Below are 24,109 nucleotides of genomic sequence, written 5' to 3'. Positions count from 1 at the left end.
GGGAGACTCGCGGCACACACCTCGAATCCGGCCGTCCGAGTCTCTAGAGATCGGGTAGGCGCAGGAGCTCACGCAGGCGCCGCGCCACCACCAGCTCGTCCAGGCCGAGCAGCACCTTGATGCCCAGAGCGTCCGCGGCCGCGAGGTTCTCCTCGCCGTCGTCCACCAACAGGCACTCCGAGGCCGGCACGTCGAGCCGCTCAAGGGCCAGGCGGAAGATCGCCGGGTCGGGCTTGCGTACCCCGGCTTCCGAGGAGAGCAGGACCGCGTCGAACGTGCCGCCCAGGTCGAAGCCTGCGTAGGGGTCGTAGGGCTCCCGCCCGAGGCTGTTCGACAGGACCGCGGTCCGGATCCCCGCGGCCCGCGCCTGCCGCGCGACCGCAAGGACCGGGTAGGCGGGGAAGGCGTCGTGGAGGTATCGGGCCATCAGGTTCTCCGGCGCGATGCCGATCAGCTCGGCAAAGCCGATGTTCCAGTCCGCCTGGCTGATCAAGCCGAGCTCAAGGCGCTGGAAGAGCTCCTGCCCTTTCGGATCGGCCCAGCCACGCAGGAAGGTTTCCGCGGGAGAGCCTTTCCCGGTCCTCGAAGTACGAGATCACCTCGACCATGTTGGCGGTCAGGACCCCGAAGAAGTCCAGGATCAGACCCGAGAACCTGGGTTTGCTGGTCCTCACCATGGGCCCAAGGCTACGGTCCTGTCGGCCATTTGATCACCCTGTTAGCGGGTTCTGCGCGGGTCTCCAGCAGTAGGGGCGATGGTCACAAGGTCGGGCGGTTGCTCAGCGGGATCTCGTAGGCGATCTCCCATCCGTCATCCGGGATGAGGACGTCAGCGGTCTCGACCGGGGAACCCGCATCGTTGTAGTAGGTGCGCTCGATCAAGGTCGCTTGGGTTCCAACCGCCAGGCCGAGCAGCTCGGCCTGGTCCTTGTTGAGTCGCGTCGGTCGCGGAACCTCGACGGCGCGGTCGACGGTAACGCCGATGTGCGCCATGCGCGCGACCACTCCGGCGCCGGCCAGCGGTCCGCCTTCGGGCAGGACCACCACGGTGCCGGAGGTGATGGCCATCGGTTCCCAGCTGGTGGAGAGCATGACGGGCTGGCGGTCGGCGAAGAATTCGTAGTCGGTCCGCACGCACAGGTCGTCCTCGGCGATGCCGAGACGGGCGGCGATGTGGGCGGGTGCGGGGGGCTTGGCGGCACTGTTGGACTCCCAGTCGCCGGCCATTCCGAGCGAGGCCATCTCGGAGCGGAACGGGCTGGTGGCGTACTGCTCGCGGGCCCAGCTGCGCAGCATCCGGCGGCGCGGGCGTGGGGCGCGTACGTAGGTTCCGGATCCGGCGCGGCCTTCGAGCAGGCCTTGGGCGATGAGCAGTTCCTGAGCGCGGCGAATGACGTTCTCCCCGACGTCGCCGAACTCCTGGCCGAGCGCCGCGCGGGAGGCGAGGCGGTGCCCGACGGGCCAAGTTCCGTCGGTGATCCGCTGGCGCATGGCGTCTGCGACGCGCAGGTAGGGGGCAGCCGCGGATGCTGAGGCGCCGTCAACCATGCTGCTCCCTTGGTCTGCAGGAGAGTTCCACCGATTGACAATCTAGTCCACTAGCTAGAATCTAGTTAACTAGCACTACCCAATGTAGTTGCAGGTTGATCGGATGGTGACCGCCGTGAGCACAACACGCCACACCGAAGCAGTGCGCTCGGCGGCAGAAACGCTCACCGCCCTCGCCGGAACCGAGGCACGCGTCAGCAAAGAGCCCCGCTCCCTCCTCATCGAGGTCGATGTCACCGACTCCCTGCGACACGCCTGGCCGCACCTGCTCGCGGTCCTCAACACCGGCGACACCTTCGGGCTGCACTCCAGCCCCACGGGACAGGTCGCCTGGCTCCGTCTGACCCTGAAGGGCAACACCCATGACCAACGCCCGGACCCGAAGCCGCCCGTCCTCCCCGAGCAGCGCCGCGACCTATAGCGCCTGGGATCCGCTCGCCGGGCCCTACATCACGCGCCCCTGCCGAACCGGGAATCACGACACCTGCCCGGGCGGCCTGAGCTACTACCCCGACGGCTGGGAGGGCGCGAAGGTCGACGTCGTTTGCGCCTGCGAGCAGCCGGACTGCTCCTGCACGAGGGTCGGCCGGTGAGCGAGGACCAGTTGCCCGCGCCCGTACAGCCCAGCTACTCCGCGATCGTCCAGCGGGGCCGCCACGTGCCGGGGCGGTTCGAGGACGTGGCCCGCAGTCTGCACGAGGCCGACGAGGCGGCCCGGTTCGCCGGCGACCCGGGAGGCGGAAGCGACGTCACGGTGAGCCCGGCCACGTTGGTAGTGTGCGTCGGCTCGACACAGGCGGACGCGCTTCAGGCAGCGGCGGACTGGGCCTGCGAGGCCCCGCAGATGCAGATCCACGCCATCGCGTTCGCGCGAATGCCCGGGCCGGCGGAGGAGGTCTTCGAGTTCCACGTGACGCTGACCGTCTCCAGTCGGCACCCGCTGACCGGGGAGTTCGACGGCTCCACCCACCATGCCGACCGCAGGATGTGACGCGATGGCCGACTCTGTGGCGCGGGCCGACAGCCCCTTTGGTCGCGCGGGTGCGCTCGCCAGCGGTTTCGACGGCGTGCCGTGGCCGCAGTTCTGGCGATCGCTCCCCGCCCTGGTGGTTCCGCAGGTTCCCGGCCTGGAGCGGCCGCTCGAGTCGGCCGCGGGTTGGTCTGCTGTGGCCAGCCCATTTAGCGGCGGCCCCCACCTGGGCTGGTCGCTGGTCCAGCACGGGCGTGGCATCTCCATCACCGCCCCGGACGGTGCGCTCTGGTACGAGGGCTGTCCGTTGCTGACTCGCGACTGGCGGCGCGCCGCGGCGGCCCAGGGGGCGGTTCTGCTGATCAGCGGTCCGTTCGCGCGGATCGACCAGTTCGCTCCCGCCGCCTCGGCTGGAAGGCTGCTGGTGCTGCTCGTTACCGCTCGCTGAAGTTCTCTCGGACCCCGTCCGGCCCCCGCCGGACGGTTTCTCGGCCCCGGCCGCGCCCTTCCCCCGTGGGGCGTGCCGGGGCCGACCTGTGCCTTGCACCCCAGCGCCCCATCTATCTATTATGTGAGTCCTGCGATTGGGAGGAGGGCGGCCATGCCTCGAGCCGCTGGCATCGACTTCGACGGCATCGTCGCCGCGTACGGCGTGTCGCCGGAGCGGCTGCGTTCCATCGTGGCCCGCGCATCGGAGACCGGGTTCCCTGCTCCGCGCTCGGGCGAGCAGTGGGACGCGGAGGCCGTCGAGGCCTGGATGGGCGATCTGGTCCGAGCTTCCCACATCGCGGTACTTCTTCAGCTGAAGCGCGAGCAGACGGTGACGGCCTACGTCGCCAAGCCGGGGTACTTCCCGGAACCTGACGCGCTCGAGGTCACGTCGGCCGGGTACAAGCGCAAGCAGTGGCGTCGGTCCGTCGTGCTGGCCTGGGACGCCGGACGCTCGGGGCGTGGCAACCGGGCGCCTGGCAGGGGACGCTCCGTCCCGCAGGACACGGCCGGTGTCGACGTGAGTCAGCCGACGCTGACGTCCCGTGAGGTGGCCGCGGTGCTCGGTTTCGCGGACACCGCCAGTTTCGCCTCCGCTCACGCGCAGGGTCGGCTGGACAGCCTGGGTGAGCCGATCGAGCCCGTGGAGGCGAGCGGTCCTCCGCGCCCGAGCCGGCGGTGGGACACCGCCGCGGTGCTGGCGGAGGCCGAGCGGCGCCGCGGTGCCTCCGACGGGCACCGGGCGCGGGTCAGCGTTTGCCTGCGCGCCCTGGAGGAGGCGGCCGGCGGGCCGGTCTCGGCGGTCGCGCTGCAGGCTGGCGACGAGAGCGGCGCCCCGCTGAAGCAGTGGCAGTCCGCGCTGGCGCAGGCGCGCCGCCAGTCCAAGCGCGGCTGAACCGGCCGCACCATCCGTGGAAAGGGCAAGCGGCCGGTTCCACGTTCCCCTGGGGGATCGTGGTGGGAGGTTGGCTTCCTCCCCCGGCCGCACTCTCCGGCCGACTGGGACCGCTGGACCCTTACCGGAGGTAGACCCACTCTACCGTGTTCCCTTCCTCGGGCTACGGCTTTTCTACGGCGCGGTGCCGGGTGCGGCGCAGGTGCGGCACAGGGTCTCGCCGACGGTGAGCGGGCGGCCGCACAGGCCGTCGTTGCCGGGGCATTCGCGGTGGACTCCTTGGTCGGCGGGACGCTGTGGCTGGGCTGCCGGGTGCACTGTCTCCTGCGGAACGGGTGTGGCGAGCAGGTCGTCGATGCGCCAGGCAAGGGCTCCCCGTGGGTGGGTGAGGTCGTCGGTGTCGGCGGTCAGCACGGTCAGCAGCCGGCTCCTGGACCAGCCCCGGTGCAGCAGCTCGTCGGCTTTCGGGGCCAGGCGGCGCACGGTGGCGCCGGTGAGGGTGAGGTGCGGGATACGGTCGGCGGCTTCCCACAGCAGGGCCTGCCCTGGCGTCGGGGCTTGCGGCGGGGTGGTCGGTTCGGCGGTGTTCGGCTTCCCGACCGGGTCGTCCCCGGAGTCCTCGGGGGTGGGGGGTCGGGTCGGGTTGGTCTTCTTGTTGCTGGTGTTCTTGGTCTTGGTGTTCTTAGGGGTCGGATTAGCCGCTGACGGTTCAGCCGCTAGCCGGTGACTTCGCAGATGGGGATTTAGGTCTCCAGCCAGCGGGGGCGGGTTTCGTCGATGCCGAGGAGTTCGAGCAGGTGCGCCTGGACTCCTCGGTGGATGAGGACGGCGGGCGGGCTGGTGGCGGTGCCGGGCCGGATCATCAGGCCGGCCAGGTGGTAGAAGATCATTCGGCCGGTGGGCGGACCTCTCGGCCGTCGGGATACAGGCCGCGCATCGTCTGCTCAGGGCCGAGGGCCTGGCGGACTTGAAGTCGTGGTAGCGGCGCTCGACCACGGCCTGGCCCTTGTAACGCAGCAGCACTTCCTCGGCGTCGGCCTGTTCCGGAGCGAGATTGGTCAGGAGCGCGTACCAGCCGTCGGTGGCGGCCTGGGCGTCCAGGATGTCCTGGTCGAAGTGCCATGCCAGGGTCGGCCGGCCCTCGGTGTCGGTCGTGATCGTGGTGCGCAGGCAGTCGGCGACGCGGCGCGTGCGGGCGATCACGCCGATCCGGGCGGTGATCTTCTCGGCGGTCGGGTAGTAGTGGCTGCCGGCTCCGCGTTGGACCTTGTTCAGGTCTTCCGCGGCGCGGGCCAGGCGCTTGTCGCGGGCGGCCTGCTGGCCGCGGGCGTTGCCGGTGGAATGGACCAGGATCCGGCGCAGTGTGTGGACGGGGTCGCTCTTGCGGCGGCCGGCCAGGACGTGGGTGTCCTCCAGGACGCGATAGGCCTCGCGCTGACCGGCCGGTTTGGTCGCGTCCCGGTCCGGGACGTAGTCCACGACGCGGGCGTCGTCCAGGTTCAAGGCCGCGTAGACGCGGTCGGGGATCTTGGCGGCCGGGGCCGGGGCGATGAAGGCGACCTTTGCGTCCAGCAGGGCGGTGATGTTCGGGTGGGACACCAGCTTGGAGTCGGCGACGAGCAGGAAGTCCTTGCGGTCAGCCATCTTGCGCAGGGCGTTCATCGCGCCGACGACCTGGGCCACCTCGCCCGCGCCGCCGTCGTAGACGCGGTGGAACACCGGGATCCCGCCGTCGCCGGTGACCGCGAGACCGGCCTGGATCTGCTTCAGATCCACCCGCCGGTCCTTCGGATGACCGTACTTGACCTGCGGGAACTGCTCGTCCTGGTCCTCGTGGGCGCCGAAGAGGGACATCGAGGTCATGTCCCAGTGGATCCGGGACACGTCGATGCCGAACTCCGCGATGGCCTGTGCGCCCACCGTGCCGACGAGCTGGTCCAGGTGCGGTGCGATCGCGTCCAGCGCGCGGGCGAGCCGGTCATCGCCCAGCAGGCCGGGCTCGACGCCGAAGACCTCCTCCACCGCCCACTCCCGGGCCCAGTCGCCCACCCGCACCAGCGGCGCGGGCGCGGACAGCCGGTTCGCGACCAGTACCTCGATCACCTGGCCGTGGGTGAGGTGCGCGACCTCCCGGATCGGGCACAGCCCGTCGACGATCCCGGCCACGTCCAGCCGGCGCAGGAACTCGGCAGAGGCAGGCAGAGCGCCCAAACGCCTCTCCACCACGGAGGTCAACTCCACCGTCATCCGAGGACGGTGGACCCGCGAGCGACGTGAACGAGATATCGGCACGACCGACTCAACGACCGGCACCCCACCGAGGTACCGGTCGCATCGTCAGTTCATCCGAACTCGTCATGTGCGAAGGACCGGGCTAGCGGATAATCCGTCACCGGCTGCGACCTGCGGTTTCGTGTTTTTCCGCTGGTCGGGACCGGGGGCGGGTTTTCCGTCACCGGTAGCGAGCTGGGCGGCAGTGGCTCGGGTGTGTCGGTGATGAGGTACTCGACGGGGCCCAGGGTGCCGTTCGGGCGGCGTTCTTGATGCCGTACCAGGTAGCCGTGCCGCTCGAGTTCCTGCAGGCCGGTCTTGATGGCGTCCAGGCCGTCGGTGGACTGCTCGGCCAGGCGGCGGGGTGTGGTGCCGTAGCCGTCGCGGTGGCTGGCGAGGAGCCCGAAGATGCCCTTGGCCTTGAACGACAGTCGCGGGTCGCGGAAGAGGTCGTTCGCGATCTGGGTGAAGCGGTCCGCCGCCATGGTGCCGCGGCGGATCCGCGCGAAGGGTGCGGTGGTGCTCACAGTTCGCTCCACCCCCGCGGGGCGGTGTCGTCTCCGGCCAGCGGTGTCCATACCGGTGCGGAGGGTCCCTGTTCCTCGAGGTCTTCCAGGACGGCGGCGCCGAGTGGGACCTTGCGGGCCAGGCGCAGGGCCAGGGGGTTGCCGGCCGCCATGGCGCGAAGGTCGTGGATGCGGTTCTCCAGCGTGGTCGGCGAGGCGTCGGTGAGCACGAACAGGACGCGGGGGAAGACCGGGTAGTGGCGCATCCAGGTGGGGTGGGCCGGTGTGCTGCCGGCTGTGCTTCGGCGCTGCCCGGGGGTCGGGCTGGGGGTGTGGTCGAGGAACCGGCTGTAGGTCATGAGCTTGGAGGCGAGGCGTTCGCTGCTCATGGTGGCGCGGTCGACTTCGACGAAGGCGCGCAGCTGGGTGCGGCCGCCGGTGTGGTTGGCGGTGTAGCGCAGCAGCGCGTCCGGGATGAGGGCCTCGCCGCGGGACTCGGACAGCCGGTGGTAGACCTCCGGGGTCCAGTCCAGGGGCCCGTAGTCGTCGCCGCGGTCGCGGGCGTCGGTGAGGAACGCGAGGTGGGTGCGGAGTACGGCGACGGTGTGTGCGGCGCGCAGGCGGGCGGCGAGCGCGGGCTCGGCGGGGACGGGCGGGAGGTCCAGGTCGCGCAGTTCGGGCAGTTGCTGGGCCAGGTCGCGCCCGGTGGGGGTGAGGTACCAAAGGCGTTGGGAGCTGGGCCGGCCCAGGAAGACCTGGTCGACCAGACGTTGGTTGCGCAGCGTCTGCAGGTGGAAGCGGGTGGTGTTCGGTTGCAGGCCTGGCGCGGTGAGCGTGTGGAGCTGCGCGGTGGTCGCCATGCGGTGTTGCGCGATGCAGGCGAGCAGCAGGTAGGCCGGGCTCTGGTGGCTCACTGGTACTCCGTCGGCTGGGTGGTCGTGGTGGTCTGGTTGGTGGCCGCTCGCAGGCGGCGTGTGCGGCCGGGGGGCTGGTCGTGGGGCGTGGTGAGGAAGGTGAGGACGACGTCGGCTTGCTTGTCGGCGATCCGGTTGGTGTAGGCGGCGGTGCGGGCGCCGAGCGCCTGGGTGCTGGCCCGCTCGAGGGCGCCGACCTTGGAGGGGCTGCGCAGGGAGCGGAAGACCTCGTCTGGTTGGGGGCCGCGGACGGTCAGCGGGCCGCGCTGCTTGCCCTGGTGGGTGAAGGACAGGGCGTGGTGGTAGCGGGGCAGTTGCGCGACGTCGGCGGTTTGGAGGGCGCCGTGCCACTGCTCGGTGATGGAGCCGACCGATTCGAGGGAGCCCGCGGTGCTGGAGAGGATGGAGGCGTTTTGCAGCAGGGAGGCGCGGGTGGCCGGGTTGATGCGCTCCAGGAGCTGGACCAGGACGTGCATGCGGATGCCGAATTTGCGCAGCTGTTCGACGATGTCGGCGACGGTGCCGCCGGCCCCGGCCTGGTCGAGGGAGATCAGCTCGTCCAGCCAGATGTGGAAGGGGGTGCGCTTCTTCTCCGCCAGGTCGCCGCGGGAGAATCCGGCGCGGAACAGGTCGCGCAGGAGCAGGTTCACCAGCAGGCGCTGGATGGGGCCGGTGCCGCCCAGGCACAGCCACACGATCTTGCGGCGGTCCATCGCGGTGCGTGCGTTCCACTTGCCGGTGGGCGTGCCGAGCAGGGCGCGGGCGATCGGGTCGGCGGCGAGGCGGTCCAGGGGGTTCAGGACGGGGGCGAGTGCCTCGTCGTTGTAGGCGGCGAAGGTGGTGGTCCACCAGGCCGTTTCCTTGGCCGGGAGTTTGGCCAGGACGGCTTCGCGGAAGGCCGGCTCGGTGAGCAGGGTGCGGACCTGGAAGAGCGTCGCCTGCGCGTCGGGCCGCTCGGCCTCGCATGCCTGGCGGTTGATCTCGGTCAGGGCGGTGAGGGCCTTGAAGAGGATGGTCGACGCGCGGGGGGCGGTGACGTCGTTCCAGCCCAGGACGAGCGCGAAGGAGTCGACGGCTGCTCGGGCGACTTCGTGGGCCTTTTGGCCTGCGTCCATGCCGATCGGGTTCCAGGACGGCAGCTGGGCGTTGTCGTCGCGCCCGGTCAGGTCGATCTTCCAGACCCGGCGGCGCAGGGAGTCGTCGGCGAGGAAGGGGGCGGCGGCGTTCCAGGAGTCGGCGTGCGGGTCGACGAAGAACACTCCGGAGCCGGCGAGGGCGACGGCGATGGCCTGGACGACGGCGCGGGTGGTCTTGCCGTAGTAGGCCTTGCCGACCGAGACGGAGAAGAGCGACTCGGCCAGTGGCGAGGCGACCAGCCGGGTACTGCCGTCGGGGGCGCGGTACCAGCCCTGCGGCATCAGCGGCTCGCCGAGCTCGTAGACTGGCAGCGCGGCGGCGGTGAGCGGCTGTCGGCAGTGCTTGGTCGGGGGCTTGAGCAGGCCGGCGAGTTCGGTGATGCCCAGCCAGGATGCCGTGTGAGGTGCGAATCGGCCGGTGTTCCACCGGCGGTCGAATCCTGTGCGGCGCAGCACGTGGTTGGCGCTCCACTGCCAGGGTCCCAGCCGGGTTCCGTCGACGCGCAGGCGGGAGCGTCCGCCGTACACGTCCATGGCCGCGGTGAGGGATTTGAGGGCGCGTTCGGCGCGTCCCTTGTGGTCGGATGCGCAGCGGACCAGGAGCTGGATGCGGACCAGGCCGACGTCGTTGGCGAGCCTTCCCCAGACCTGCCGGGTGTCGACGGGGTGGGGGCGGATCGGCATGGCCATGCTGCGGGTCGGGGCCTGCTGGCCGTGGGTGGCGGTGTCGAAGAGGTGGGCGAGCTGGTAGGTGAAGGAGTCCTCGATGGCGTCGGTGTCGGCGATGGCGCGGCGGGTTGCCTTGCGTGCCTCTTCCTGCGCGCGGGCTCGCGCGGCGGTGATCATCTGCCAGCGCTTGAGGCGCAGGCGCCAGTTCGGGACCTGCTGAAGGTCGAGGATGACCTCGGCCAGGTCGCCGAGGTCGGCGCGCACCGCGGCGACCGCGTCGACGATCGGCTGGAGCGGGTCGGGCTGGAGCGGGACGTCGCGCAGCATGGAGGCGGGGTCGCCGCGCAGAACGAACTCGGCGCGCAGGGTGTGCTTGCGCATCCGGTCGCGGATCGGGCGGCAGCGCTCGACCGTCACCTTGTCGAACGGCGTGGTGGACAGTATGTGCCGGGCACTGACGTGACCCTCGACGCTGTAGGCGAGAGGCGTGTCCGCGGTGCCGTCGGCGCGCATCCGGATCCGGACCGCCTTCGCGGTCGCGGGCGCCCACCACGGCCCCGAGCGTGCGGCGCGCAGCAGCACGGCCGATCCGCGGATGATCTCCTCAGGTCCGGGGTCGAAGGAACGGCCCGGGGTCAGGGCGTACCGCACGCGGTGGTCGAGGATCTTCCGGATCAGGCGCTCGCGCAGGTACCAGCCGGCTGCCACGAGCGGCAGCGCGAAGGCCGCGAAGAGCAGCAGGTGTGCGGCCACCCATGCGGGGGCGTGCCACAGCAGGACCGCGAAGCGGACGAGCAGCCGGACCAGCTCGGTGGTCAGCCCGGTCACCGCGCACACTCCCGGTTGGCCGGGGGTGTCGCGAAAGCGGGTGAGACGTTGGGGTTGTGATGCACAGTCGCCTTCCGTGGGGATCGGTGGGATCCGACACGGGAAGCAGACCCGGGCAAGGTCACCGCTCCGGTCACCAGATCCACTCGCGGAGCATCACGAGCCGATAACAACCGGGGATCACCAGTGGGACTGACGGGTCACCAGTCCCGGTGCGGGCAGGAAGGCGGCTCTGCCAGGATCAACGGAGCGAAGCGTCCGGGAAGGGGATCACCATGGGCAGGTTCGACAACGCCGGGCTGGTACTCGGGCCCGTGAAGGATCGGGCAGCGGCGCTGTGCCGGTTCGCCGGATACCCCGGGGCAGCCGACAGCCCGACCGCCCTGGCGTTGGTCGCCTCCGCAGTGGAGTTTGCCGAGCAGCTGGCGTCGGTGGGCGAGGTCGCGGAGCTCACCGAACTGTGGCAGCTGGGCCATGTGTGGGGCAGACCGGCGTACGACGACGTCACCTATCCGGAGCTGAGCGAGCCAACCCAGGCGGTGGCCCGGCAGTTGCACGCACTGCTGGAGCACCTGGCACCGGATCAGTTGCAGGAGGTCGGCGTCGCGCTGTCGGTCGCGCACGACATGGTGAGCCTGGCGCTGGGGTTCGTGGAGGAAGCCGCCCAGGCCCGCGAGTTCGACGCGCTGTCGCTCGAGGACTTCGCCCTGGAAGAGCAGCTGGAGGAGGAGCGGATCGAGGAGCAGGTCGACCGTCTGCTGCTGGATGCCCCCGCGGACTGGACGGAGCAGCTGCGCGGCGCGGTGGTCCTGGCGTTGGTGTGGGACGTCGCCGACCTGGTCGCGCAGATCGCGCACCTGTCCACGCTGGACGCGCTGCCCGCGCCGCTGCTGTGGCAGCACCCGGGCGGGGAGCACGCCTGCACGAGCGCTCGCGTGCCGAACACCGACCGGCTGGTGTGGGCCAGAATCGAACCGGAGGAGTACGAGGGCCGGCCGCTGTGGAGTCAGGCCCGGCTCCAGGAGCGGTGGCACTGGTCCGTCGGCTGGACCGGGAGCGAAGGCCAGCGCCTGTGGTTCAGGGGCGGGCGGACCGCGAGCGTTGCCGCCGCACGCTGGAATGCCGAACGCACCGTGCAGGGCCTGCTGGCCCGTCGACACGATGCGACCAGTCCGCAGAACGGCGAACGCCTGATCCCACTGGGCTGACCGGCCGCGCGGTCTGCGCAGCTGCTGACACCAGCGGGGCAGTACGGCATGAACGCGCGTCGATCACGCTTCAGCGTGCACCCCGTCCGCGTCCAAGTGGCTCAGGGCATCCCCGCCTGGGCGAACAACCGGGTGACGGAGGCGACGAGCAGCGCGGTGACAGAGTCCGTCGCGCCTGCCGCGCGGGCCTTCGCCCACAGCGCGGTCGCGCGGTTGAAGGCCGCACGCGCGACGGGGTGTCCGGCGCCGAAGTTCTGCGCCCAGCCCGTGGCAGCGCGCGCGTACAGCCGTACCGCACGGACGTCGTCGCCGATCTCGTGGCACACGTGCGCGAGGAGCTCGGTAGCGTGCCAGAGCTCGCTGCTGTTAGGACCGAAAGCGAACTCCACGTCCCACACCAGTGAGCGGGCGCCGAGGACCGCGTCCAGGAGCCTGTGCTCCGTCAGCGCGTCAACGACGCGAGCTGCCGCGGCCTCGACCCACTGCGCATCTCCGGCAGCGTCCCCCACGCAGGTGGGCTGCGCAAGGTACACCGGCAGCTCAGCAGTCTCGTCGTCGCTGCGCACCAGGGTGCGCAGCGCACTGCGCGGAGCGCTGCGCTGGGTGTTGCGCCGTGCGCGCGCACGGGCTGGCCGGTGCGCGCGGGCGGCAGCTGCGCGCGTGACCGAGGTCCGGGTGGTCGTCCAGAGCAGGGCGGCCGGCCACAGGGCCACGCACACGACCACCGCGATGACGGCGCCCAGGGCGCGCACGGGCTCGATGCCGAACCGGTCGCCGCCCGGAGGCGCACCGTGCGCCGGCAGCGGCAAGGTCACCAGCGCGCAGACCGCGATCCCGACGAGCACGTAGAGCGTCACCGCCGTGACGGACGCGGGGGGCTGGGGCAGCAGCAAGGGAATGCCGGACACGGAATCCTCCTCCAGGATGTGCCCCCCACTCCATGCCGCGCGGGTCACCGCTACGGTCACCAGTTCGGCGGCCACCGGTTGCGATGCCATAACGGCACGTCGTACGCCCGTTGGCAGCGCGGTCTGTGCTGCTGCCCGCCTGGAACGCAATCAGGCCCTTGACCTGCACTGGGTACCTTGACGGTGACCTGGGCCAGTGAGGGTAACCAGTCCCGAACAGGCCTCCAGGACGATCGGGATGGGTTCCAGACCGAGCGTGTCGGCCCGTTGCTCGTGCCCGTTGGACAGCGCATGAGTTCCATGAGCACGAAGTTCCTGTCCGCCGCGATGACCGCCTCGGTCCTCGCGGTCGGCGCGACAAGCGCCAGCGCCATCAGCCAGTACCAGGCCATCTCGTTGGACGCGGCGTCAGGCGATTCGTCCGTCACGGGTCATGCGCAACTGGACGTCACGCGCGCGCACGGCGGGTTCCGCGTGCGCGGCACCGTCACGGCGTACGGCGGCTGTGTCGAGCTGAAGCTGATCGAATCCCACTGGGGCCTCTACGCCGGCGGAGACACGGTCACGCGGGTATGCGGGCCCAACCACCAGGTCGTCGTCAGCGCGTTCACGCACCACTCCGACGTCGTGCTGACCGCGGCCATCGGCCCCGGCTATGACTCGCGCATCGTGCAGCTCACGGGGACCGGCGGATGATCCGCACCAGCCTGCGCCCCGCTGCGGCGGCCCTGCTCGTAGCGGCCGCCTTGTCCGGCGTGTGCGGGTGCGCTGCGCACCGCCACTGGATGAGCCCCGGGCCCGAGCCGATCGCCGCGAGCCCGAGCACCTCGGCTTCTGCCTCGCCGGCGGCGGGGTTCCATGCGCCGGCCGGTCCGGCAGATCCGGGGGGCTCCCCCTCGACGGCCTCGACGAGCCCGGCCGCTTCCCCCGCTCCCTCGGTCAGCGCCGCACCCGCGCCAGCGGGAGCACCCGAGGCCGCCCGGCCCACGCAGGACGCAGTGCCGCGCCCTGCCCCGCCAGCGCCGGCCCGGCACCACGCCGCAGCGCACGGCACGGCCGCATCCCACCACCACGGTGGCACGAACCACTCAGCGGGTCGGCACGGCCCGTCCCCGTGCGACGCGCTGGCCAAGGAAGGCGGGCTGCCGGGGAACCTGTACGCGCAGTGCCGGAACATCTACGGTTGACGCTGTCGCGCGCGTGAGCGGTGGTGGCCGGTGCGCACTGCGCACCGGCCACCGTTGTTCTCCGCCGCGTTGCGGGTGCGCAGCTGGGTGCTGCGCAGTGCGCATCGGATGGTGCGCGCGCTATCGCCGGGCGACGATGTGCGCGATCAGGACGAGCGCGTAGGTCTGCGCGCACTTCGTGATGACGCCGAGGGCGACGGTGCGCACGGGGTCGGCCCAGCGCGTTCCGGGCCGGATCGCGGGGCACGGACGCGGACGCCTGGGCGACTTCTTCGCGTTGGACTTCTTCTGCTTGGACATGGCGAGCCTCCACGGATCGTGACAACGGATCACGTCGGCCCGAGGGCGCTCACGCCGCCCGGCGATGCCGACGCGGCGTAGGCAAGCGGTCGAGAAGGGCTCCACCAACACTCCGATTTCGCCGTGCGGACCTCGCCTCGGGTAGGGCGGAGCGACTTCTGTTGGCCGCCGGCCGCGAGCAGATCCGGGTCTTGGTGGACACCGGGGCGACCGGTAGTGGACCCGGATCCGAAAGCCGCGATCGCGGGGGCAGAGGTGCTGGTTACCCGGCGAATCCCGGGTCACCAGAAGGGTCACCAGCGCAGGTCAGCGCCCTGTTGTGCCGTCAGCCCCGGCGCTGGCGGCAGGCACTGGTTACCTTCTCCCAGAGGCAGGCTGGTCACTGGTTATCTCGCTGTCGTTGCGGTTTCGTGATGCTCGGCGGGTGGATCTGGTAACCGGAGCGGTGACCTCGCGGGGGTTTGGTCAGGGCAGAGATCCCGACCAGCCGCCGGAGGCAGACCCCGATGTCCCACTCCCCCGCTCCCCCCACCCACGAACTCGCCGAGGACGTCGTCGACGACGTCGATCCCGGCCGGGCCTGGCGCCAGGGACGGCTACGCCGCGTCACGGTGTGGGCCGCACTCGCCGCCGGCCCGCTGGCCCTGTTCGCGTCCTGCGCGTCCGCTCGTGTCCCGGCTCGCACCCCCTCGCACGCGGTTGCCGCCGCGGCCGCGCCGACCGTCGCGCAGGACCCGTCGGGCTTTGCGCAACTGTTCGTCTCGCTGTGGCTGCGCACCGACGGAAACGCGGACGACGCGCACCTGGCCGCCTTGCGCGCGCTCGCACCGAACGTCGATCTGCGCACCGCGCAGACCTCGCCGAGCAACGCGGTGTCCATCGCGCAGTGCGCAGCGGTGCACAGCGCACAGATCAGTGCGGGCTACTGGTCGGTCGTCGTGGGGTGTGAGAGCGACACCGCGAGCCAGGCGGCGGTGCGGTACTACGCGGTCCCGGTCCAGATGGACCAGGCCGGTGTCGGGGTCGGGTCGCTGGCGGTCGTCGCCCAGCCGGCCGCGGTCGCCGCGCCGACGCCGGCCGGGGTGCCGCAGGCGCTGTACCCGGACAGCGCTGCCGCTGGAACGCCGCTCACCTCCGCGGTCGGCGCGTTCACCACGGCCTATCTGACCGGGCAGGGCGACGTGGGCGCGCTGCTCTCCCCCGGCGCCCGCATCCCGGCGCCGGCCTCGGCCCTGTACGGGCAGGTGCAGGTGGGTCAGGTCAGCGTCAGCGGGCCGGGGATGGACGGTCAGGTTCCTGCGGACGGCACCAGCTGCGAGGTCTGGGTGCAGGTCACGGCGACCGACCAGAGCGGCAGCGCCTGGCCGCTGGGCTACGCGCTGCGGATGCGGGCGCGGGCGGGGCGCTGGGAGGTCGCGGCCCTCGAATCCGGCCCCGCCCTGTCCGCGCAGCCGGCTCCGGCCACGACCGGGGCGCCGTCCGTGGCGGCTTCAGCGACAGCGCCGTAACCGCACCTCCCGCCTCTCCCCTTTCCCTGCTTCTTCTCCCCTATATACGGAGTCCCTTCGTGATCGAGCACCTGTACGTGGCCGGCGCCCTGCAGAACCTGGGCAACAACGTGATCGCCATGTTCGCCGGGTGGGCCAAGCCGGCCCTGGAGGCCATCGTCGGCTTCGTTGTCGTCGTCAAGATCATCCAGCGGTTCAGTATCAAGGCCGGCATCGGCGTCGCATTGGCCGCTGTCGTCTGCTTGGGCATCTACAACGACCGCGACCAGCTGGGCACCGTGGTCACCAACGAGCTCCAGTCCGACACCCACGGCCTGGCGCAGCTTCACCACCCGATCCAGACCCTCCCGGCCACGGCTGCTGAGGCCCGCCGGTGAGTACCGCGTCCGTCGAGGTCCCGGTTGCGCGCTCCTACACCCGGGCCCGCCGGCACCCGTGGGTGCTGGGCAAGCTCGGCGAGATCCGGCTGTGGCTCGGCCCCTACACCAGGGCGCAGCTCGTGGTCGCCGGGGTCGGCCTGCTGGTGCTGGGCAAGACGATCCCGCTGTGGTGGCCGGTCTTCGGGCCGCTGCCGGTCTTCGGGCTCGGTGTCGCGGTGTGGGCGGCGCGCTGCGCGCGGATCGGCGGCCGCGTGCCGGAGGCCGCGGTGTGGGGCTGGGTCCTGCTCCTCGTGCAGCCCCGGGGCGGGCGGATCGGCGGCCGCCCCGCCCGCGATCGGGCCACGAGCCGGCTGGACGGCGGCTTCTTCCTCACCGAGACCGGCACCGCGCCGCCCACCGATCTTGCGCCGGCGCGGCAGCCGCTGCGGGCACCTTCGGCCCTTCGCCGACGCGGCCGACCGCCGGCCGGCCGGCCACTGCCGTCCACCCGGCCCGAAGGCGGGCGCCCCCCTGGCCTGTCACGCCCCAACACGGCACCGGCCGCCACGGCGAAGGCCCCCGCCGTTCCCCGCTCGCCGCTGGACCTGCTGCTGGAGCAGGCCGGCGCCCGGACATCCGAGAGGTCCTGACCCGAGATGCGTGTTCCGATCCGTCACATCGTCGACAACCTGCTCTGGTCAAACTCCGGCACCGTGTGGGCCGTCTTCCGCGTGTCCGCGACCACCGGCCGCTACGCCCCCGCCCGGGCCCGCGCGGAGTTGACCTCCCGCCTGACGTCGATGGTCCGTCAACTGGAGGGTGCGCCGCGCTGGTACGGGCTGGCCGCGCGCATCGACGCGGGCGAGGTCGTGGGCCGGATGGTCGACGGCGTCGACCTGGACCGGCACCCCGCCTGGGAGGAGACCGCGGAGGCCTGCTTCGCGCTGCTCGCCGGGGATGAGATGTACCGGCGCACGCACTGGCTGGCCGTCCCGCTCAAGGCTCCGACCCGGCAGGCCGCCTGGGCGGGTCAGCTGTCGGCGACGTGGACGGAGGTCGCCGACCTGCTCGGGCTGGCCCCGGTGCCGGTCACCGAGCAGGAGGTCGCCGCCTACCGGCAGCAGGCCCGCCACCTGGCCGCGACCCTCGCCTCCGGCCCCGCGCTGCGCCCCGCGCGCCCGGCAGAGATCGTGTGGATGTGCCGTCACGCGATCAGCCGCGGGCTGGCGGAGCCGCTGCTGCTGGAGGCCGAGCACGCCCCGACCGGCGGCGGCCGCATCATCGGCGGGACGCTGCGTTCTCCGTCCTACCTGGAGCTGGGACAGGTCCGGCTCACCGAGGGCGGCCGTCCCGCCCCGACCGACAACACCTCCAGGGACCGCATGAAGAGCCAGGGCCGGGGGCTTCGGCGCGCGGACGGGACATCGCTGATCTCGCGGCGGTGGCTGGAGGTGGAGAGCGAAGCCGGGACCTCCTACCAGGCGCAGCTGGTGGTCGCCGAGCAGCCCGCGGCAGCTGCGGCGGGGTCGGCGGATGTGCTCGCGCAGCTGGAGGTGTGTCCGTTCCCGGTCGACTACGTCATCGACCTGGCGGTGGTTGCGTCGGAGAAGGCGAAGATCTCGGTGCGGCGTAAGAAACGCGAGTTGGTGGACCAGGCCGATCAGTACGGGGCGGAGACCTCCGGGTTGCCGGACAGCATCTACAACGCCGCCGGCGACCTGGGTGAGGAGAGCAGCCGCCTGGAGCAGACCACCAGCGAGGTCGAGATCCAGTCGGTGACCGCGCTGACCGTGTGGGCCACCACCCCCGGCGAGGTCGAGCAGCGCGCCCGGACCCTGGCCGGCGCGTTCACCGGGCTGAACTACCAGATCGTGCGCCCGGTCGGCAGCCAGGAGACCCTCTTCTCCCTCTCCCTGCCCGGCGCGGTCGCCTCACCCAGGTTGCGGGAGTTCCGTCAGCACGAACTGTCCGGGGACTGGGCGCTCCGGGGAGCGGCGACCAGCATCGAGCTCGGCGACGAGCGCGGCGCGCTGGCCGGGTTCAGCCTCGACAGCGGCACCGCGCTGCCCGTTCTGATCGACCTCGCCGGCGCCCCCAGCCGGAACCGGTCCGCCTCGCTGGGGGTGGTGGGTGAGCTCGGGTCGGGCAAGAGCATCGTGCAGAAGGCGTTGTCGATCGCGGTGGTGGACCGCGGCGGGCAGGCCATCATCATCGACCGCACCCCGCTGCGGGAATGGGCCGCCTTCGCCACAGCGGCGACCGAGGGCCGGGCGCAGATCGTGGACGCCGCGACCGCGACGGTCAGCATCGACCCGCTGCGGTTGTTCCCGGCCGCGGACGGGGCGCGGTGGGCGATCAGCTACCTCACCCTCCAGCTCGGTGTCGGCGCCATGTCCCCCGCCGGGGCGCTGCTGTCTCACGCGGTCCACCACGTGGCTGCCTCCGACGCACCGAGCATGCGCGCCGTCCTGGACTACCTCAGCGCGCTGGCCGGCGAGGACCAGTCGAGCCGTCGCGCGCAGGAGGCCGCGCAGCTGGCGGACATGCTGTCCATCGTCGCCGAGGACCGGTTCGGGCAGATGGTGTTCGACCCCGCCCTGCCGGCGCTTCGGTGGCAGGACCTGACCGGCGACATGGTCGTGTTCACCACCTCCGGCCTGCTGCTCCCCTCCAAGGAGGCCCTGACCGACCCGAAGCTCCTGGCCCAGCAACCTTTGGAGGCGCTGATCGGGCGCGCGGTGCTGTACCTGGTCGCGGCGGTCGCCCGTGAGGTGGCGTTCAAGCGGCCGGACCGGTTCGGGTGGATCAACGTCGACGAGTGCTACTGGCTGACCTCCTCCACCGAGGGCGCGAACCTGGTCCACGAGATCGTCCACGACGGCCGCAAGCACAAGGCCGGCGTGGGACTTGGCTCGCACGACCCGCTCGAGCTCGGGGACGAGACCACCCGCGGGCTGCTCGGCTACAAGGTGGTGATGCGGCACACCGACTCCGCCCTGGCCCGCCGCTCCCTGGACTTCCTCGGCCTGGACGGTGCGGACCCGCAGCTGCTCGACACGGTGACCGGCCTGTCGCCCGGCGGCACGCAAGACCGGCAGGAAGAGGTCCAGGGCGATCGGCAGGGCGAGTGCCTGCTGCGCGACAACGCCGGCCGGATCGGCCGGGTGCGCATCGAGATCCCCCCGCTCGCCCGCATCGAAGCGAAGATCCACACCACCCCGCCGGGAACCGACAGTGGCATGGCGCTGGCGCAGCTGAGCGGAGCGCGGGGATGACACAGCGTCTGCTCCGGCGCCTTCTCAGCGCGCGCCCCATCTGGTGGAGGATCCGGCAGGTAGGGCTCCTGCTCGCCACGGCTCTTTCGTTCGTTCTCGTCAACGCCCAGGCCGCAGCAGCTGCCGGAACCGATGGCGGCAGCGCGAACGGGGGGATGCTCGCGCCGTTCAACGTGCCCTCCTCCGAGGGCGTGCCGCTGGACCACTACCAGTTGGTCTCCGATCCGGGCGGCGTCACCGACTTCCAGCAGGAGGCCCAGTCCTACCTGATGGGGATGTGCTTCGCCCTGGTGCGAATCATCGTCGGCCTGGAGTGCTGGCTGATCCACTGGGCCTACAGCTTCCCCGTCACCAAGATGATGGCCGCCAAGTCGCAGGCCCTCGCGGACGGGTACCGCACCTGGGTCGTCGACCAGCTCGGCCTGCCCGGCATGCTGCTCGCCTGGGCGGTCGTGGTCTGCTCCGTGATGTTCCTGCGCGGCCGCACCGGCCGCGCGTTCGGCGAACTGGCTCTGACCCTGCTCATCGTCGGCGTCGCCTCCGCCGGAATGCTGCGCCCGGACGTCGTCCTCGGCTCGGGTGGGCTGCTGGACCAGGCCCGCCAAGCTTCCCTCGAGGTCGCGTCCATCACCACCAACCAGGGCGCGCCCCCGCCGGCGACGGTCGACCCGGCGAGCATCTCCGGGCCCTTGGAGCAGACCCTCACGTCCACCTTCGTCGTCGAGCCCTACCAACTGCTCCAGTTCGGCCGCCCCATCCCGAAGGACGACAAAGCCTACGACACCTACCTCGCCTCGGTCGCCATGAACGGCGGCCCCACCGGCGGCGGCACCCCCGCCAACCCGCACGCCTGCGAGGGCCTGGTCGGCATGGCCGCGCAGGCCTGCCAGCTCGGCCAACAGACCACCAGCCCAACCCCGAGCTGCGACGGCCTGTCCGGCGGCACGAAGATCTGGTGCCTCCAAGGCACCGGTCGCTGCGACCAGCTGTCCGGCGCCACCAAAATCCTGTGCCAGATGGGCTCCAGTGGAAACGCAACCAGCTCCGGATCCAGCGGCGCGAACTGCGACAAGCTCTACGGCCTGGCCAAGCACTTCTGCCAGGCCGGAACCCCGACCAACGGCTCGACCACCGACCAGACCAAGGCCCTGGCCGACCGCTTCAAGGACATCGACCCCGCCATCTCCGCCTACGTCGCCCCACCATCGTGGGACCGCGTCTTCGGCGCGATGCTGCTCCTCTTCGCCGCCCTGGTCCTGCTGCTGATGATCGTCGCGATGGTCCTCGCGCTGTTCGCCGCGCAGGCCGCCGACGCGCTCCTCGCGGCACTGGACTACCCGGCGCTGGTGTGGGCGATCCTCCCGGGCCCCAGCCGCGGCGTGCTGTGGCGGTGGCTCGGCTCCTTCGTCACCTCAATCCTCGTCCTGTTCGCCGCCAGCATCTTCCTGCCCGTCTTCGGACTCACCTGCTCCGCGCTGCTCGCCGGAAGCGGGCAGGACCTGATCACGAAGATGTTCTTCGTCGACCTGGTCGCCGTCGTCGCACTCGGCTTCCACCGCCGCATCATGGCCGGCGCCTCCACCGCCGGCTCCCGGCTCGCGAACCGACTGCGCTGGGCCAGGATCGGCGGCTCCGGCTCCGGCGACGACGCCACCCGCACCGGCCAGGTCATCGCCGGCGCCCTCGCCGCCAGCGGCGCAGGCGGCGGCATGGCGTCCGGCTACGCCTGCTCTCAAGCGCCCGCGCCCTGGCCGACATCCCCGGCGCACCCATGCACCCGGGCCGGCTGATCGGCGACATCGGCCGCGAAGCCGCCCACGGCCTCGCCCCGGCCGTCCTCGCCGTCCGCGGGGTCCACCACGCCTGGAAGGGCAGGGCGCTGACCCCGGAGGAGTTCGAGGCCCGCCGAATCCAGCCGGGCCTCGGAGGCGGGCTCCCGGCCGGCTCCCGGCTGCACAACCGCCTCATCCAAACCCGGGGCGGCCGGACCATCCTCGGCGCCAGCAAGCTGGCATGGGGCGCCACGTTCCGGCTGCCCACCACGATCCGGCACACCCGCCAAGGAATCGGCGCCGTCGGCCGCGAAGCCAAGGGCCAGTACCAGCACTACAAGCTGGAGGCCGTCAACCTCTGGGCCAGCGACTGGCGGCCCGTCGCTCACGGCGCCGCCACCGGTGCCCGAGCAACCGGCCGTGCGACCGCCGCTGCAGGGATGCGCCTGCACGTCGCCGCCGACGTCTACGGCCGACCCGCAGCAGAAGCCACCAAGCGTGCCGCAGTCAACACCGCCACCGCGGCCGTCCTGCGCACGGGAACCAGCACCGCCGCATCCGGCCCGAGCTCGGTGCGACCGGACCGCTCCTACAGCCAGACAGCGAGCAGGGAGGAGCGGGCCCGGGCGGAGATCCTGCACGCTCTGCGCCACGCCCAGCGCGAAGCGCGCGGCGAGACCCGTGGTGACGGCACGTGAAGAAGCTGCTGTTGCTGGGCTTCGTAGCGCTGGTCGGCCTGTCGCTGATGGTGCTGCCACTCGGCCTGGCCGCCGACAGCTCCGCCACCACGACCGGCGGGTCGGCGGCCGGGGTCGCCGGCCTCCCCCCGGTCCTCGGCCAGGCCTACACCCTGGCCGCCCAGAAGGTGCACGACCTGGTGCCCGCCTGCCAGGGCATGCGCTGGGAGATCCTGGCCGGCGTCGCGGAAGTGGAGACCACCCAGGCCGCCGGACACCAGATCAGCGCGGACGGCGAGATCACCCCGCTCATCTACGGGCCGCTCCTGGACGGCACCGGCGCCGGCGGCAACACCACCGCGGTCGTCAACACCACCGCAGCCGAGCTGCAGCTCGACGCGGGCAGCCACTACGCCCGCGCGGTCGGCCTGTTCCAGTTCATGCCCGCCACCTGGCTGTCCACCGGCGTCAACGCCCGCGGCACCGGCGCGGCGCCGGACCCGGACAACGCCTTCGACGCAGCGCTCACCGCGGCGGTGTACCTGTGCGGGAACGGCCGCGACCTCACCCAGCCCGCCCAGCTCGCGGCAGCCCTGCTCGCCTACAACCACTCAGACGCCTACGTCCAACAGGTCGAGGCCGCGATCGCCCAGTACGACGCCCTCGCTTCTGTCACCTCCACCATCCCGGCATCCGGGAAGGCGGCGATCGTGCTGCGCGCGGCCATGGCGCAGTTCGGCGTCCCCTACTCCTGGGGCGGCGGCAACGCCACAGGCCCCACTCGCGGACAGTGCTGCTCCCCCGGTGGCCAGGACGGCAGCCGCATCACCGGCTTCGACTGCTCCGGCCTGACCCTGTACGCCTACGCCCAGGTCGGCATCACCCTGCCCCGCACCGCCGCCGAGCAGGCCGGCGTCGGCCGCCGCATCCCCGCCTCCGCAGGCCTCGGCGCACTGCGCCCGGGCGACCTCATCTTCTACGGCTACATCCCCGGCGACGACGCCTCCATCTATCACGTCGCCATATACGCAGGCGCTGGCATGCAGATCGCTGCCCCAAGACCCGGTGAAGGCGTCCTCGAGCAGCCCGTCGACATCAAGGCATCCACGTTCGCCGGAGGGACCCAGATCCTGTGAAGACCTCGCAGATTCTCACGCTCAGCGCGGCGCTGGCCGCGGCCGGGCTGCTGCTTCTGAGCGGCGGCCCCGTAGCCGGGCCGCGTGCTCACGGTGCCGCCACCAAAGCTCCGGTCGCGACCGCACCTGCCGCAGCCGCAACGTCGTCGCCGGCTGCCCCCACTCCTCCTGTCGCCCCGGCCACGGAGGCGGGCAGTACCGACACCGCAGCCGCAAGACCGTCAGCGCTCCCCACGAACGTGCTGGCACCGGATGACGGTCCGGGCGGCGACCACCTGGTCCAGGCAATGCTCGACGCGCACAGCCCGCACAACCTGCCACCCCGGGTCGAACAGCGGCTGGACCAACTCGGGCGCGCCGTCTGGCTCGCCGACGTCACCGGCCGGAGCCGGGACCAGTGGCCGGGCTACTTCACCACCTCCGGCACCTCCGGCTACAGCGGCGTCCGCATCCAAGCCGCCAGCGCGCACGCCACGGGCCCGGGGCGGGCAACGGTGACGTTGATCTGGGCTGGCACGTCCCCTGCGGGGGATCCCGAAGTCGGATTGCCTGGAACCGTCGCGCTCGTGAAGCGGGGCGACGGAGCTTGGGAGCCGGTCCGATGACGAAGCTGACCAGCCGCATCCTCACAGGACTGCTGCGACGGCAGGCCGCCAACGCGGACCAGCTGCTGGCCTTGCTGTGCGAGGAGCGCCCGACAAGCCGGCAACTCCTGGACGACCGACTTCAGGCTCTCCACGATCAACAGCTCGTGGCCCGCTTCGATGGCCTGTGGCTGCTCACCGAGGAGGGCCTGGCCGTCGCGCGCGCCGAAGCCGGCGCCTTCGGGCTCGGCACAGGAAATCCGATCACCACCGCGGCCGCCCCAGGCCGGGGCGCGCGAGCCGAGGCTGTGACCTCTCTGGCACTGTCGTTCCTCCGGGCCCACCGAGCAGCGTTCGGCGACGCCCCCTTCGAGTGGGAGCCCGAACCTCGGCTGCGCTCCCGGGACGGCTCTGGACGCTGCCATGAGGTCCGCCCGACGGCCGCGATGAAGAGCTTCACCTACGGACCACGGGGCCTTGAACCCGTGAACGCGCTGGTCGACCTATGGACGGAGCAGCGTGATCCCGCAGCAGTCACCGAGCGGCTGCACCTCTATTCACATCTGGCCGCAGCTGAAAGCGATCACCCAGCGATTGGCCCATGGCGTCGGTGGCTGGGCAGAGCGCCCCTCCTACTTATCGCTGTCCCTCCCAGCTCAGACGTCAACGTCCTGGGGCACGCCTTCTGGGAAGCCGCCGGCGCGGACCCCCGCGTGCAGCACCTGATCGACACCGTGCCCATCGGCGTGGTTGACGTTGACGCGGTCGCGGAGGCGGGAGTTGAAGCTGCGCCCTGGTGGTCCCCAGTCGGAGGAAGCAATCAGGTGTGGCGGGGCATCAGCTGCGGTATGGAAAGCGCGCAAGAGGTGTCATGTGCCATCAGCGCTTGTCACCTTACCGGGTGATTTCCGGCAATCCGGGGAACCCGACGCGCCTCCTTCGACTTGCACAACAAGAGCTGACGGGCAC

At 71.5% G+C, this 24,109-nt stretch carries 23 protein-coding genes; 15 read left to right on the top strand and 8 right to left on the bottom strand.

The window, feature by feature from the left end:
- Positions 1-43: 43 nt before the first annotated feature.
- Both TR50_RS18570 and TR50_RS18565 read right to left on the bottom strand, forming a co-directional pair.
- Positions 44-493 carry an HAD-IA family hydrolase gene (locus TR50_RS18570; protein WP_052441087.1) on the bottom strand — a complete coding sequence of 150 codons (450 nt, stop codon included), beginning with the start codon at positions 491-493 and terminating at the stop codon, positions 44-46.
- A gap of 266 nt (positions 494-759) precedes the next feature.
- Positions 760-1,548 carry a GntR family transcriptional regulator gene (locus TR50_RS18565; RefSeq protein WP_042422304.1) on the bottom strand — a complete coding sequence of 263 codons (789 nt, stop codon included), beginning with the start codon at positions 1,546-1,548 and terminating at the stop codon, positions 760-762.
- A gap of 115 nt (positions 1,549-1,663) precedes the next feature.
- Between TR50_RS18565 and TR50_RS18560 the strand changes: the two genes are divergently transcribed.
- The 4 genes from TR50_RS18560 to TR50_RS18545 all read left to right on the top strand — a co-directional run bounded on the left by TR50_RS18560 (position 1,664) and on the right by TR50_RS18545 (position 3,902).
- Positions 1,664-1,969 carry a hypothetical protein gene (locus TR50_RS18560; RefSeq protein WP_152648475.1) on the top strand — a complete coding sequence of 102 codons (306 nt, stop codon included), beginning with the start codon at positions 1,664-1,666 and terminating at the stop codon, positions 1,967-1,969.
- A 168-nt stretch (positions 1,970-2,137) separates the two neighbouring features.
- Complete coding sequence (locus TR50_RS18555) at positions 2,138-2,539, top strand: hypothetical protein (RefSeq protein ID WP_042422300.1); 402 nt, start codon at positions 2,138-2,140, stop codon at positions 2,537-2,539.
- A gap of 4 nt (positions 2,540-2,543) precedes the next feature.
- A complete protein-coding gene (locus TR50_RS18550) occupies positions 2,544-2,966 on the top strand; it encodes a hypothetical protein (RefSeq protein ID WP_042422298.1) in 423 nt (140 codons plus the stop codon).
- A gap of 153 nt (positions 2,967-3,119) precedes the next feature.
- Positions 3,120-3,902: a hypothetical protein gene (locus TR50_RS18545; RefSeq protein WP_042422291.1), complete on the top strand. Its 783-nt coding sequence runs from the start codon at positions 3,120-3,122 to the stop codon at positions 3,900-3,902.
- A 174-nt stretch (positions 3,903-4,076) separates the two neighbouring features.
- Here the strand turns inward: TR50_RS18545 and TR50_RS48915 are convergent, their stop codons facing one another.
- From TR50_RS48915 to TR50_RS18525, 4 genes are all read right to left on the bottom strand, one after another.
- Positions 4,077-6,149, bottom strand: coding sequence for an IS1634 family transposase (locus tag TR50_RS48915; RefSeq protein ID WP_236654470.1), 2,073 nt, complete (start codon positions 6,147-6,149; stop codon positions 4,077-4,079).
- 95 nt (positions 6,150-6,244) lie between these two features.
- On the bottom strand, positions 6,245-6,700 hold the full coding sequence (locus TR50_RS47920) for a helix-turn-helix domain-containing protein (protein WP_052441086.1): 456 nt from the start codon (positions 6,698-6,700) through the stop codon (positions 6,245-6,247).
- Complete coding sequence (locus TR50_RS18530) at positions 6,697-7,593, bottom strand: replication-relaxation family protein (protein WP_042422289.1); 897 nt, start codon at positions 7,591-7,593, stop codon at positions 6,697-6,699. Before TR50_RS18530 ends, TR50_RS47920 begins: the two co-directional genes overlap by 4 nt.
- Complete coding sequence (locus TR50_RS18525; protein ID WP_052441085.1) at positions 7,590-10,226, bottom strand: type IV secretory system conjugative DNA transfer family protein; 2,637 nt, start codon at positions 10,224-10,226, stop codon at positions 7,590-7,592. The genes TR50_RS18530 and TR50_RS18525 overlap by 4 nt, the downstream gene beginning before the upstream one ends.
- A gap of 275 nt (positions 10,227-10,501) precedes the next feature.
- Here TR50_RS18525 and TR50_RS18520 point away from each other — a divergent pair, with 275 nt between their 5' ends.
- The gene (locus TR50_RS18520; protein WP_042422287.1) at positions 10,502-11,434 is read left to right on the top strand and encodes a hypothetical protein; all 933 of its coding nucleotides are present in this window, start codon (positions 10,502-10,504) and stop codon (positions 11,432-11,434) included.
- Positions 11,435-11,535: 101 nt separating this feature from the next.
- Here the strand turns inward: TR50_RS18520 and TR50_RS18515 are convergent, their stop codons facing one another.
- Entirely contained in the window at positions 11,536-12,342 is an 807-nt protein-coding gene (locus TR50_RS18515; protein WP_042422285.1) for a hypothetical protein, read from the bottom strand.
- Between the two features lie 177 nt (positions 12,343-12,519).
- Between TR50_RS18515 and TR50_RS18510 the strand changes: the two genes are divergently transcribed.
- Positions 12,520-13,038: a hypothetical protein gene (locus TR50_RS18510; RefSeq protein ID WP_152648474.1), complete on the top strand. Its 519-nt coding sequence runs from the start codon at positions 12,520-12,522 to the stop codon at positions 13,036-13,038.
- 611 nt (positions 13,039-13,649) lie between these two features.
- Here the strand turns inward: TR50_RS18510 and TR50_RS18505 are convergent.
- Positions 13,650-13,829, bottom strand: a complete 180-nt coding sequence (locus TR50_RS18505; protein WP_042422280.1) for a hypothetical protein — start codon at positions 13,827-13,829, stop codon at positions 13,650-13,652.
- Positions 13,830-14,335: 506 nt separating this feature from the next.
- On the opposite strand from TR50_RS18505, the gene TR50_RS18500 reads away from it, so the two are divergent.
- The 9 genes from TR50_RS18500 to TR50_RS18460 are packed head-to-tail and all read left to right on the top strand — an operon-like array spanning position 14,336 to position 24,045.
- A complete protein-coding gene (locus TR50_RS18500; RefSeq protein WP_052441084.1) occupies positions 14,336-15,337 on the top strand; it encodes a conjugal transfer protein in 1,002 nt (333 codons plus the stop codon).
- A gap of 59 nt (positions 15,338-15,396) precedes the next feature.
- A complete protein-coding gene (locus TR50_RS18495) occupies positions 15,397-15,714 on the top strand; it encodes a hypothetical protein (protein WP_042422279.1) in 318 nt (105 codons plus the stop codon).
- The gene (locus tag TR50_RS42650) at positions 15,711-16,346 is read left to right on the top strand and encodes a hypothetical protein (protein WP_052441083.1); all 636 of its coding nucleotides are present in this window, start codon (positions 15,711-15,713) and stop codon (positions 16,344-16,346) included. The genes TR50_RS18495 and TR50_RS42650 overlap by 4 nt, the downstream gene beginning before the upstream one ends.
- Positions 16,347-16,352: 6 nt before the next feature.
- Positions 16,353-18,971 (top strand): ATP-binding protein, encoded by a 2,619-nt coding sequence (locus tag TR50_RS18485; RefSeq protein ID WP_042422276.1) that lies wholly within the window; start codon positions 16,353-16,355, stop codon positions 18,969-18,971.
- Complete coding sequence (locus TR50_RS18480) at positions 18,968-20,761, top strand: hypothetical protein (RefSeq protein ID WP_152648473.1); 1,794 nt, start codon at positions 18,968-18,970, stop codon at positions 20,759-20,761. The genes TR50_RS18485 and TR50_RS18480 overlap by 4 nt, the downstream gene beginning before the upstream one ends.
- A complete protein-coding gene (locus tag TR50_RS18475) occupies positions 20,743-21,441 on the top strand; it encodes a hypothetical protein (RefSeq protein WP_042422272.1) in 699 nt (232 codons plus the stop codon). Before TR50_RS18480 ends, TR50_RS18475 begins: the two co-directional genes overlap by 19 nt.
- Complete coding sequence (locus TR50_RS18470) at positions 21,438-22,556, top strand: C40 family peptidase (protein WP_063775097.1); 1,119 nt, start codon at positions 21,438-21,440, stop codon at positions 22,554-22,556. The genes TR50_RS18475 and TR50_RS18470 overlap by 4 nt, the downstream gene beginning before the upstream one ends.
- Complete coding sequence (locus TR50_RS45565; protein WP_152648472.1) at positions 22,553-23,161, top strand: hypothetical protein; 609 nt, start codon at positions 22,553-22,555, stop codon at positions 23,159-23,161. Before TR50_RS18470 ends, TR50_RS45565 begins: the two co-directional genes overlap by 4 nt.
- Positions 23,158-24,045 (top strand): hypothetical protein, encoded by an 888-nt coding sequence (locus TR50_RS18460; RefSeq protein WP_042422269.1) that lies wholly within the window; start codon positions 23,158-23,160, stop codon positions 24,043-24,045. The genes TR50_RS45565 and TR50_RS18460 overlap by 4 nt, the downstream gene beginning before the upstream one ends.
- Positions 24,046-24,109: the final 64 nt, after the last annotated feature.

This window comes from Streptacidiphilus anmyonensis (genome assembly GCF_000787855.1).
In the GTDB taxonomy this organism is placed as follows: Bacteria; Actinomycetota; Actinomycetes; order Streptomycetales; family Streptomycetaceae; genus Streptacidiphilus; species Streptacidiphilus anmyonensis.
The sequence above is the reverse complement of the archived record's forward strand: the minus strand, read 5'-3'. Positions and strand labels throughout refer to the sequence as shown.